The 11578-nt window shown below is 72.8% G+C and carries 10 protein-coding genes; 7 read left to right on the forward strand and 3 right to left on the reverse strand.

Going from position 1 to position 11578, the window contains the following annotated elements; translation table 11 throughout:
* Positions 1-35: 35 nt before the first annotated feature.
* Positions 36-2309: a SulP family inorganic anion transporter gene (locus tag STBA_RS18805; protein WP_077060358.1), complete on the reverse strand. Its 2274-nt coding sequence runs from the start codon at positions 2307-2309 to the stop codon at positions 36-38.
* Positions 2310-2544: 235 nt separating this feature from the next.
* Here STBA_RS18805 and STBA_RS18810 point away from each other — a divergent pair, with 235 nt between their 5' ends.
* Entirely contained in the window at positions 2545-3756 is a 1212-nt protein-coding gene (locus STBA_RS18810) for a hypothetical protein (RefSeq protein WP_077060359.1), read from the forward strand.
* Between the two features lie 44 nt (positions 3757-3800).
* Here STBA_RS18810 and STBA_RS18815 read toward each other — a convergent pair whose 3' ends face one another.
* Positions 3801-4805, reverse strand: coding sequence for an ATP-binding protein (locus STBA_RS18815; protein WP_077060360.1), 1005 nt, complete (start codon positions 4803-4805; stop codon positions 3801-3803).
* A gap of 146 nt (positions 4806-4951) precedes the next feature.
* Here STBA_RS18815 and STBA_RS18820 point away from each other — a divergent pair, with 146 nt between their 5' ends.
* Positions 4952-5788 carry an oxidoreductase gene (locus STBA_RS18820; protein ID WP_077060361.1) on the forward strand — a complete coding sequence of 279 codons (837 nt, stop codon included), beginning with the start codon at positions 4952-4954 and terminating at the stop codon, positions 5786-5788.
* A 275-nt stretch (positions 5789-6063) separates the two neighbouring features.
* Here STBA_RS18820 and STBA_RS18825 read toward each other — a convergent pair whose 3' ends face one another.
* Positions 6064-6906, reverse strand: a complete 843-nt coding sequence (locus STBA_RS18825) for an HAD family hydrolase (RefSeq protein WP_077060362.1) — start codon at positions 6904-6906, stop codon at positions 6064-6066.
* A gap of 468 nt (positions 6907-7374) precedes the next feature.
* On the opposite strand from STBA_RS18825, the gene ssd reads away from it, so the two are divergent.
* The 5 genes from ssd to STBA_RS18850 all read left to right on the forward strand — a co-directional run bounded on the left by ssd (position 7375) and on the right by STBA_RS18850 (position 11539).
* The gene (gene ssd / locus STBA_RS18830; RefSeq protein WP_077060363.1) at positions 7375-8454 is read left to right on the forward strand and encodes a septum site-determining protein Ssd; all 1080 of its coding nucleotides are present in this window, start codon (positions 7375-7377) and stop codon (positions 8452-8454) included.
* Positions 8455-8591: 137 nt separating this feature from the next.
* On the forward strand, positions 8592-9773 hold the full coding sequence (locus STBA_RS18835; RefSeq protein ID WP_077063426.1) for a TadA family conjugal transfer-associated ATPase: 1182 nt from the start codon (positions 8592-8594) through the stop codon (positions 9771-9773).
* On the forward strand, positions 9770-10627 hold the full coding sequence (locus STBA_RS18840; protein WP_077060364.1) for a type II secretion system F family protein: 858 nt from the start codon (positions 9770-9772) through the stop codon (positions 10625-10627). The genes STBA_RS18835 and STBA_RS18840 overlap by 4 nt, the downstream gene beginning before the upstream one ends.
* Positions 10624-11247, forward strand: coding sequence for a type II secretion system F family protein (locus tag STBA_RS18845; protein WP_077060365.1), 624 nt, complete (start codon positions 10624-10626; stop codon positions 11245-11247). Before STBA_RS18840 ends, STBA_RS18845 begins: the two co-directional genes overlap by 4 nt.
* Positions 11248-11401: 154 nt before the next feature.
* Positions 11402-11539 (forward strand): DUF4244 domain-containing protein, encoded by a 138-nt coding sequence (locus tag STBA_RS18850; RefSeq protein ID WP_311619601.1) that lies wholly within the window; start codon positions 11402-11404, stop codon positions 11537-11539.
* Positions 11540-11578 lie beyond the last annotated feature (39 nt).

Below are 11578 nucleotides of genomic sequence, written 5' to 3' on the forward strand. Positions count from 1 at the left end.
TGGCGGCGCCGAACGGCCGGTCAGCCGCTCATCGCTCAGCTTGCCAGCATCTCCGATCCGACGTCCGGCTGGACCGGCGTGAACACGGGCGTCGCCCCCTCACGGCCATTCAGCACATAAGCCTGGGCCTCCCCCACGTCGAAGTACATCCCGCGCACCGCCAGCGTGCCCTCCGCCATCCGCTCCGCCACGCATTCGTGCGCGGCCAAGTGGTCGAGCTGCTGCACCACGTTGGTCAGGCACAGCGTTTCCAGTGCGTTGGTGGCCGGACGCACATCGATGCGAGGGGCCGCCCCCGCCAGCCGCGCCAGCCGGTCCAGCGTCGGATGACCGTGCCGCAGCCAGCGCTGCAAGGACCCGGCCTGCCCCGTCGGCCCCGGCGCGCCGCGTCGCGTGACGTCCGTGGTGCTGAGGGCCTGCACAGCTCCGCAGCCGGAGTGCCCGCATACGGTGATGGACGTGACGCGCAGCACGTTCACCGCGTACTCGATGGCCGCGGCAACGGAGTCGTCCGAAGATTCGACGCCGGGCGGCGGCACCAGATTCCCAATGTTCCGAACGGTGAACAGATCCCCCGGTCCGCTCGAAGTGATCATGCTGGTGACCACCCGGGAGTCCGCACACGTCAGGAACAGCTGCCCGGGACGCTGTCCCTCCTGTGCCAGGCGGGCCAGCTCACGGCGCACCAGAGGGGCCGTGGTGCGCTGGAAGTTCCGCACGCCGCCCAGCAGCTGGTCGTCCGGCCGTGCTCCCGGCCCTGCGGGCTCGCCGTTCGGAATGGCTGCCGTGCACTGATGATTGTGCCAGGACTGCCACGGTCGGCAGTGGTGTGCGCTCGGCTCCCCGATCTGCTGCCCGGCGCGCCCGGTGATCTCCACGGGTGCTCCCTGGCCCGCGTGCGCCGTTCGCCAGTCGTGCAGGGTCTCGTAGGCCGCGTGGTCCATGAACGTGCCGTCCAGGTCGATGCTCACCGGCGCGCTCTCGGGGATCTCGCCGAGCACCCGGCTCAGCCTCGGCACGGCGAGGAACGTCAACTGGCCCCTGACCCGCACCTGATGGGTGCCGTCCGGCAGCAGCTCGTGCACGACTCGCGTGTGCGTCAGGCGGTGCAATGCGACTCCGACGGCCACGGCGACACCGATGGCAACGCCCTCCAGAACCCCCAGGAGCGTGACCCCGGCCGCCGTCGCGCCGTACACCAGCACCTCCCGGTGCTTCGTGACGCTGCGGATGTGGGTGATGTTGACCATCTGGATGCCGACGACCATCACGAGTGCGGCCAGAGCAGCCAGGGGGATCAGCTCGAGCACGGCCACCAGCAGCCCGGTGGCAATCACCACCCAGCACCCGTGCAGCACTGTGGAGGCGCGGCTCACGGCGCCGGCCGCCACGTTTGCCGAGCTGCGCACCGCGACGCCGGTGACGGGCAGGCCGCCGAGAGCACCTGACACGACATTGGCCGCGCCCTGCCCCCGCAGCTCGCGGTCCAGGTCCGCCCTGGGCACCCGCGGGCCGCCGGAACGCTGCCTGGCGGCGGCCAGCTTGTCCACGGCCACCGCCGAGAGCAGCGACTCCACACTCGCCACCAGGGTGACGGTGAGCACGGCGGCGAGGAGGCCGAGCACCGGACCGTCGGGCATCTCCGGCAGGGCGTGGCTGCTCCAGGACGGCAGGTCCACGCGGGACAGCTCAAGGTCGGCCGACCAGGACAGGAGGGTGGCGACCGAGACGGCCGCGAGTGCCGCGGGAGCCACCTTGCGCACCGTCGCGCCGCCGCGTCCTGGCAGTCGGGGCCAGAGCAGCAGGACGGCGACGCTGAGCAGGCTGACCGTCATCGCGGTCACATGCGGGTCGGCCAGCAGCTCGGGGAGCTGCGCCGCATTGTCGAGGGCCGAGCTTTCCGCACTGCCACCCAGAACGATGGTCAACTGCGCGCACGCGATGGTGATGCCGATGCCGGCGAGCATCCCGTGCACGATGGCCGGGCTGACCACGAGCGCCGAACGGGCCACGCGCAGCGCGGCGAGGCCGAGCTGGGCGAGCCCGGCCAGTGCCGTGATGGCGCAGGTGGTGCGCCAGCCGTACTCGTGGATCAGCTCGGCGGTGACGACGGTCAGGCCGGCGGCGGGGCCGCTGACCTGCAAGGGTGCTCCGCCGAGTGAGCCGGCCACGATCCCGCCGACCGCGGCCGCGACGAGTCCGGCCTGCAACGGGGCACCGGTGGCGAGCGCAATACCGAGGGACAGCGGCAGAGCGATCAGGAAGACCGAAATTGAGGCGGACAGATCGGCGCGGTGGGGGGCGGACATTTCCGTCTCCGTCCGTAGGGCCGGTATGGCATCTCTCAAGCGCTAGTAAATGAACAGTAATGCCACGTAAAGCCCGTTACTAGTCCGCAGACTCTTTTGGCCCTCTAATTACACCTTTCGAGGGAAATAGTCATTTGAAAGGCTTGTCGTCCCACCATCTTTCCTGACCGGAAGAGACGTTTGTCGGGCAACGCACAGCACCGACAAGACGACTTCACGAGCGGCAGGAGGAACGATGGCGGCTGGACCTGGCGGCCGAAAGGCAACGTGTGCGGTGATCGCCGTTCTGGCGCTGGGGCTCGCCGGCTGTTCAGGCGGCGAGGAGGGACCGGCGGCGGAGGACAAGGGGAAGGACAAGGGGAAGGAGGCCGCCGCGGCGGCGCCCGGCGCGCCCGAGCGGGCGCCCGAGCGGGCGCCGCGCCTGATCGGCGACGGTTCCACGGCCGTCACCGGGCGGCAGCCCAACCAGCCGCGCACCGACCGGCTGGCCTCCGGTGAGGAGCCCCCTCAATTCGTCGTCTTCTCCTGGGACGGCGCGGGCGAGGACGGCAACCGCCTCTTCTCCCACTTCAGGGAACTGGGCAAGAAATACGACGCGCACATGACCTACTTCCTGTCCGGCGTCTACCTCCTCCCGGAGAGCAGACGCACCGAATACCACCCGCCGGGCAAGGCCCCCGGCGCCTCGGACATCGGCTACCTCAGGGACGAGAACATCGCCGCGACGCTGGAGCAGGTGCGTGCGGCGTGGCTGGACGGCAGCGAGATCGGCACCCATTTCAACGGGCACTTCTGCGGACCCTCCGGGGTCGGGTCCTGGTCGCCGGAGGACTGGGTGAGCGAGGTCGAACAGGCCAAGTGGATGGTGAAGAACTGGCGGACGACGACCGGGTTCGCCGACCTCGAACCTCTGCCGTTCGACTACGACAAGGAGCTGATCGGCGGCCGCACGCCCTGCCTCGAAGGCCAGGACAACCTGCTCGCCGCGGCCGCGGGGCTCGGCTTCCGGTATGACTCGAGCGGCAACGGCCTTCAGGTGTGGCCGCAGCAGCGCGAGGGGGTCTGGGACATCCCGCTCCAGTCCGTGCCGGTGCCCGGCCGGTCGTTCGAGACGCTGTCCATGGACTACAACTTCATGGTCAACGGCGCCGGCGAGGCGGAGATGCGGGACGGGCTGCTCGCGGCGTTCGACCGGGCGTACGACGGCAATCGTGCGCCCCTCATCATCGGAAACCACTTCAACGACTGGAACGGTGGCGCGTACATGCGGGCCGTCGAGGCGGTGATCAAGGAACTGTGCCCTCGGGAGGACGTGCAGTGCGTGTCCTTCCGGCAGCTCGTCGACTGGCTGGACGCCCAGAATCCGGCCGTGCTCGAACGGCTGCGGACCCTGGGCGTCGGTGAGCGGCCAGAGGGCGGCTGGGCCACATTCCTGCGCGGGGCGTGAGCGCCCCGCGCGGAGGCCGGCGCGTGCGCCTGGCCGTGTGAAGCTCAGGCGGGCTGCGGACTGGGGCTGGAACTCGTGCTCGGCACTTCGCGGAGCACGAAGCCGGGGTCGACCTGCGAGGCAAGATCGACTCCGGTCCGCTCGTTCCCCCAACTCGCCGCGTTCTTCAGGTGGAAGTGCACCATCTGCTGCGTGTACCGCTCCCAGTCCCTGCGCTCGTACGCCGCGTCCGCGGCCCGGTACAGTGCGCCCAGCGCCTCCTGGTTGCCCTCCTCCAGGCCGGTGAACGGCCGTCGCTCGCCGCGCTCAAGCGCGCGAACCCAATCGGAATGCCCCAGCGTGACCAGCAGGTCGTCGCCCACCTGCGCCCGCAGGAACGCGATGTCGTCCGGCCCCTGCACCTTGTTACCGATGACACGCAGGGCCACGCCGTAGTCCCGCGCGTACTCCCGGTACTGCCGGTAGACCGACACCCCCTTGCGGGTCGGCTCGGCGACGACGAAGGTCATGTCGAAGCGGGTGAACATCCCCGAGGCGAACGAGTCGCTGCCGGCCGTCATGTCGACCACGACGTACTCGTCGCGCCCGTCCACCAGGTGATTGAGGAACAGCTCGACGGCGCCGGTCTTGGAGTGGTAGCAGGCGACGCCCAGGTCGTCCGCGGTGAAGGGCCCGGTGACGAGCAGCCGAGCGGACGCGCCCTCGCCGAGGGCCACCGTCCTGGCACAGGCGTCGAAGACCGGATTCGCGCCGTCGAGCCGCAGCAGCCGGGAACCCGCGCCGGGCGGCGTGGTCTTGATCATGGTCTCGGCCGACCCGATGCGCGGATTGTCGCCGCGCAGGTAGTCCTTGATCAGGGGCAGCTTGCCGCCGAGCGGTGGGAGCGATGCCGCCTGCGCCTCATCCATGCCGAGCGCGGCCCCGAGGTGCTGGTTGATATCGGCGTCCACCGCGGTCACCGAGACTCTCCGGGCGGCCAGGTACCGGATGAACAGCGAGGACAGCGTCGTCTTGCCGCTGCCACCCTTGCCAACGAAAGCGATCTTCATGTTCAATAGCGTACCCGCGTCCGGGGGATGGCCGCGGACAGCGAGTGAAGAAGTCCACTCGAACGTGTCGACGGCGCGTGCTGGACCGGGCCTAGGCTCGGTGTTATGGCTCTGACTGCTTCGATGGCTCCGCCGAACGGCGCGCGATGAACGCCGACACGACAACAGATCCGCTCGCCCGGTTGGCCGCGCTGCCCGGCGTCGAGGCGGCCGTCGAGGCCGTGCGCAAGGCCGTGGACGGCGTGTACGGGCACCGGGTGATGCGCCGCCGCAGCCCGGAGGTCGCCGCGGAGGGCGCACTGCGCGGCGCGCGCGGCTCGGCCGCGCTGTCCGGCGCCGACTGGGCGCTCGAAGAGGTGCGACGCCGGAGCGATTTCGGTGCCTCCGAAGAGGCCAGGACGCTGGGCGCGGCCCTGCGCCTGACGGCGGAGGCCGGTCAGCTGCTCGCCGTCTGGCGGGAGTCGCCGCTGCGGGTCCTGGCGAGACTGCACCTGGTGGCCGCGGGCGGTATCGCGCCGCAGGACACGGTGGGCCGGCCACGGACCGCAGGGGAGAGGGTGGCGGAGTCGGGACTCACGGCGCTTGGCCTGCCGCTCCCCGGGCCCGACGAGGTGGCGGCGCGGCTGGACGGGCTCGGTCGTCTGGTGGCGGCCGGCTCGCGCGCGCCCGCGTTGGTGACCGGCGCCGTCGTACACGGCGAACTGCTCGCGCTGCGGCCGTTCGGTACGTTCAATGCGCTCGTCGCACGCGCGGCGGAGCGCCTCGTGCTGGTGGGCAGTGGGCTCGATCCCAAGGGGGTGACGCCTGCCGAGGTCGGGCACGCGGAGCTGGGGAACGAGGCGTATCTGTCGGCGCTGCGCGGCTACGCCTCCGGCACGGGCGAGGGAGTCGCGGGCTGGATCGCCCACTGCGGTCGGGCGGTCGAGCTGGGGGCGCGCGAATCGGTGGCGGTCTGCGAGGCGTTGCAGCGGGGCGCCGCCTGACGGCGCGTGGTGCGCGCCGGGGCGCATGAGGCGGCGGCACCGCCTCATGCGCGGTGCCGCCGCCGGGCATGGCCGTCGGGTGATCAGGGCGTGCACCGTACAGAGCCGATCAGGTCGGGAACCGCTGCCCGTTCCTGATGCGGCGGCCCGATTGGCGGGTCGGCTGCGCGTGGGTGCCCGGCGGTCATGTGTCCGGCCCCTGAGGACCGTTACGTCCTTTTGTACTCTGATCGGATCAAAACGCCAACCTCGCGGGCGAGATTTTACTTTCAGCGTCAAACAGTGGTGAATCGGGCGGCCGTGGCGCGAGCAGACCTGCGTCGGCTGGCGTACCACACGAGCCCGGCTGCGCAGGCCGCCGCGGCGACCGCCGCACCCGCGGCGAGCGCCGGCCGCGGAGGCATGGCGAGCGTCGGCAGCCGCTGCCGCAGCCGCACGGGGCGCTCGAACGTCAGGACCGGCCACTCCCGTGCGGTGGCCTCCTTGCGGAACGCACGGTCCGGGTTGACGACGTGCGGGTGGCCGACGGCCTCCAGCATCGGGACGTCTGTTATCGAGTCGCTGTAGGCGTAGCAGCGGGCCAGGTCGTAGCCCTCGGAGACGGCCAGCTCGGCGATGGCCTCGGCCTTGGCGGGCCCGTAGGCGTAGTACTCCACCTCGCCCGTGTAGCAGCCGTCCGCCACGACCATGCGCGTGGCCACCACCCGGTCGGCCCCGAGCAACTCCCCGATCGGCTCGACCACTTCGGCCCCGGAGGTGCTGACGATCACCACGTCGCGGCCCTCGGCGTGGTGCTGCTCGATCAGGGAGGCTGCCTCGTCGTAGATGATCGGATCGATCACCTCATGGAGGGTCTCCGCCACGATCTCCTTGACCTGGTTGACGTTCCAGCCGCGGCAGAGGGACGACACGTACTCCCGCATCCGTTCCGTCTGGTCGTGGTCCGCTCCGCCGAGCAGATAAACGAACTGGGCGTAGGCGGAGCGCAGCACCGCGCGCCGGTTGATGAGGCCGCCCTGGTAGAAGGAGCGGCTGAAGGTGAGCGTGCTCGACTTCGCGATGACCGTCTTGTCCAGGTCGAAGAAGGCGGCGGTACGCGGCTGGGCGAGTATTTTCACGCCCCGAGCATAAGGCCCGCCATTCGGCGTACGCTGGGGCGCGGTGGTTTGCCTCCGAGGGCTCTCGGGTACACCATGGAAGTCACGGATCGTTCGCGACCGTGCTAACCCGGTCCGACTCCTCCCCCCCCGAGTCGGCCGAGGAAGACGACCCCCGCTCTCCCCCCCGGCGGGGGTCGTCGCATGTCCGGGGGCATCACCCCGCTTCCGAGCGCAGCGCGGCAACGCGCCCCGGGGGAGCTGGGCACGAGGGCCATCCTACCCCAGCTCGTGACTGTATGTAACCCCAAGTAACTGCCGAGTATGTGTTCGTCAACGGCGTGCAGCGAGGGTGATCGAGTTTTCCACAATCGCGGAGTTATCCACAGATTTCCGTTGAGGCCCCCGAAATGCGACGAGTGACGGCACCGTGAATGGCGTGGCTGTCGATGCGTTCGGCGACTGACCGAACGCGCAGTGCGAAGGGGGATGGCCGTGCCCGAATCCATTTTGATTCTCACGGAAGACGAGGATCTTCTCGACGACCTGCTGCGCCTGTGCGCCGCGGCGGGCGCGCAGGCCGAGGTGCTGCACGGCGCCCCGGTGGCGGCCGACCAATGGGAGCGCGCCCCGCTCGTCCTGGTGGGGGACGACCGGGCGGCGGCACAGACCGCGACGGGGCAGTGGCCCGGGCGGCGGCCGGGCGTGCTCCTCGTCGGGCGCGACCTCGACGATCACACCGTCTGGGCGCGCGGCGTCGCCCTGGGCGCCGAGCAGGTGCTGCACCTGCCAAGCGACGAATCCTGGCTGGCGGACCGTATCGCGGACGCCGTCGAACGCCCGGGCCCGCCCGCGCTGACCATCGGCGTGCTCGGCGGACGCGGCGGTGCCGGGGCCTCGTCGTTGGCGTGCGCCCTGGCCGTGACCGCCGCGGCCGAGGGGCGGCGGACCACGCTCATCGACGGCGATCCGCTCGGCGGCGGCCTGGACATGCTCCTCGGCGGCGAACGCACGCCGGGTCCGCGCTGGCCGGCGTTCGTCTCGGCCCGTGGCCGGCTCTCGGGCGCCGCGCTGGAGGATTCGCTGCCGCGTCTGCACGGCGTGAGCCTGCTCAGCTGGGACCGCGCGGACGGTCCGCGGCTGCCCGCCGAGGCGATGTGCACGGTTCTGACGGCGGCCAGGCGCCGCGGCGGCATTGTGGTGCTCGACCTGCCGCGAGCGGCCGACCCGGCGGCTGCCGAGGCGCTCGCCCAGCTCGACCTAGGCCTGCTGGTGGTGCCGGGCGAGCTGCGCGCGGCAGCCGGCGCGCAGCGCGTCGTCGCGATGTCGGGCGCGCTGGTACGGGACCTGCGCGTGGTGGCCCGCGCCTCATCCGGTGGCGGCCTCGCGGGCGCCGAGCTGGCCCGGCTGCTCGGGCTGCAGCTCGCCGGCGAGCTGCCTGACGAGCCCGGCCTGCCCGCCGCCGCGGACGCGGGCGAGCCGCCGGGCGCCGACGCCAAGGGGGTCCTGGCCAGGTTCTGCCGTGATCTGCTCGACCGGGCCCTGCCCGCCGCGGGGGCCGCCGCATGAGCGCCGTGAACGGGCGGTCCACCGTCGCAGGCGGCCGGCAGGCGCCCGGAGCGCCTGCGGCCGGGGCCGCGCAGCGGGACGTGCTCGCGTCTGCCGCCGCTCCGTCGGTACCCGCCGCGTCCGTTGCTCCTCCCGGCATGGTCGAGCCGGCCGATCTCCCGGAGCTGCTCGAAGCGGTGCGGCTGCGGCTGGCCGAGGAGGGTGCGGAGCCGACGCCTGGCCGGGTGGCGGCGGCACTGCGGGACCACGGTCGGCTTCTCGGCGACAGTGCGGTGCTGTCGGTGGTGCGCGCGCTGCGCTCCGAGCTGGTCGGCGCCGGCCCGTTGCAGCCGCTGCTGGCCGAGCCCGAAATCACCGATGTCCTGGTCAACGGGCCCGCCGAGGTGTGGGTGGACCGCGGCCGTGGACTGGAACGATCGGCGGTGCGCTTCCCCGACCGCGCCGCCATCCGCAGGCTCGCGCAGCGGCTCGCCGCCGCGGCGGGCCGCCGCCTCGACGACGCGCGGCCCTGGGCGGACGCTCGGCTCTCCGACGGCACGCGCATGCACGCGGTACTGCCGCCCGTCGTCGTCGGCTCGCCCTGCCTCTCCCTGCGCGTGGTGCGCAGGCGCGCGTTCACGCCCGGCGAGCTGGGCGAGGCCGGCACCCTTCCGCCCGGTGGGGAGCGGCTGCTGCGGGCGATGCTCGCCGCGCGGCTGTCGTTCCTGATCACCGGCGGCACCGGCTCCGGCAAGAGCACGCTGCTCGCCGCCCTGCTCGGTCTGGTGCCACCGGACGAGCGGATCGTCCTGGTCGAGGATTCCGCGGAGCTGCGGCCGAGCCATCCGCACGTGGTCCGCCTCGAAACCCGGCCGGCCAATCAGGAAGGGGCGGGCCGGATCACGCTGCACGACCTGGTGCGCCAGGCGCTGCGGATGCGGCCCGACCGATTGGTGGTCGGAGAGGTCAGGGGCAGCGAGGTCACCGAGCTGCTGAGCGCGCTCAACACGGGCCACGACGGCGGCTGCGGCACCTTGCACGCCAACGCGGCGGCCGACGTGCCCGCGCGTCTGGAAGCGCTCGGAAGCACCGCGGGGCTGCCGCGGGCAGCTCTGCACAGTCAGCTCGCGGCAGCGCTGTCCGTGGTGCTGCACCTGGTCAGGGACCGCGAATCCGGACAGCGCAGGCTCGCGGAGATTCACGTTTTGCGGCAGGACGACACCGGCCTGGTGCACACCCTGCCTGCGGCCCGCTGGACTCCGGACGGTTTCGGACGCGGGCCAGGGTGGCCGCGGCTGGCCGCCCTGTGCGCCCAGGGCGGGGGAGGCGGTGCCCTGTGACCGGGCAGCTCGTTCCGTTCACCGCGGCCCTGTGCGCGGGGGCGGGGGCCTGGCTGCTGGTCGCGGGAGTGCCCGGGCGGGGCCGGTCCCGTGCGCTCTCCTCGGGCGGCGACCCGGGGGCGGTCGTCCGCCCGGCCCGGCGGCCGGTGCCGCGCGCGCCGGACGGCACCACCCTGCGCATCGTGCTCGGTTGCCTTGCGGTCGGCGCGCTGCTGTCCCTGTGGGGACGTTCCCCGCTACCGCTTCCGGTGGCCGTGCTGCTCGCCCCGGCGGCGGTGCGCTGGTGGCGCAGGCGCGCTGCCGTGCGCGCGGCGGAGCTGCTCCGGGAGGAGGTCATCGCGTTCTGCGTCGGGCTCGCGGGCGAGGTCCGCGCCGGTCGGCCGCCCGCGCAGGCGGTCGTGGCCATCGGCACGGCCGGGCTCGGGCCGCCGGGCGGCGGCGTGCTCGCCGCGGCCAGGTACGGCGGTGACGTGCCGGCGGCGCTGCGGGCGGCCGCCCACAGGCCCGGCGCGGACGGCCTGCGCGGGGTGGCGGCCTGCTGGTCGGTCGCGGTGGACGGGGGCGCCTCGTTCGCCGCGGGTCTTGAGCGCGTCGCGGGTGCGCTGCGGGCCGAGCGGCATCAGCACGAGGAGCTGCGCGCCCAGCTGGCGGGCCCGCGGGCGACTGCCGTGGTTCTCGCGACCCTGCCCGTCTTCGGCCTGCTGCTCGGCGCGGTCATGGGGGTGGAGCCGCTGCGCGTACTGCTCGGCACCCCGGCCGGTGCGGTCTGTCTCGTCATCGGCGCGGTGCTGGAATGGGCCGGGCTCGCCTGGGTGCGCGCCATCGTCGCCGCGGCGGAACGGGCCGGGCCATGACCGCCGGGGACACGTGGGCGGTTGGTCTGGCGGTGCTGCTCGCACTCGTGGCCCTGGCCGCGGCACGACGGCTGCGCGACAGCCGGGCGCTGGACGACCGACTGGCCGTGCTGCGCGACGAGCCGGCCACGGTGCCACGGCGCCCCCGGCCCGCCTGGCGTCCGCCGTGGCGACGCGCGGGTGAGTCGGAGGACCCGCGGCTGGCCCTGGCGACCGAGCTGCTGGCGGCGTGTCTGATCGCCGGGTCCTCGCCGGGCCCCGCGGCGGAGGCGGTGGGCGCGGCGCTGGGTGGGCCGCTCGGCGAGCGGCTGCGGCGGGCGGCGCGCGAGCTGCGGCTCGGGGGCGAGCCGGGAGCCGTATGGGGCGGGCTCGGCCGGCTGCCGGGCGCCGCGGGGCTGGCCCGGCGGCTGGAGCTGGCGGAGGCCGGCGGCACGCCGGTGGTGGCCACCGTGACGGCCGAGGCCGCGGAGAGCCGGGCCCGGCGCCGCAGAGCGGCGCAGATCCGTGCCAGACGGGCCGCGGTCCATGTGACGGGGCCTCTGGGGCTCTGCTTCCTGCCGGCCTTCCTGCTCATCGGAGTGGCTCCCGTCGTCATCGGCATGGCCGGTGAACTGCTGTGAAGCCCTGGCCCGGTCGAGCGACGCCCACGCGCAATGCCCAGGAGCAAGTACGTACGAGCGATGTGTACGAAGGAGATGACCGTTCATGTGGCCGATCAACAGTGTGATGAGGTGCCCGGGGAGCCGACGGGGTCCGTGGCTGCGCGACGAGGGGATGAGTACCGCGGAGTACGCCGTGGGGACGATCGCGGCCGCCGCGCTCGCCGTGGTGCTGTACCAGGTCGTGACCTCGGGGGCGGTGAGCGATGCGTTGCAAGGGCTGGTCGAACGGGCGCTGGACACGGAGCCGTGACCGTGCGGGCGACCGCGGCTACCTCACGGCCGAGAGCGC

The organism is Streptomyces sp. MP131-18, from assembly GCF_001984575.1.
Lineage (GTDB): Bacteria > Actinomycetota > Actinomycetes > Streptomycetales > Streptomycetaceae > Streptomyces > Streptomyces johnsoniae.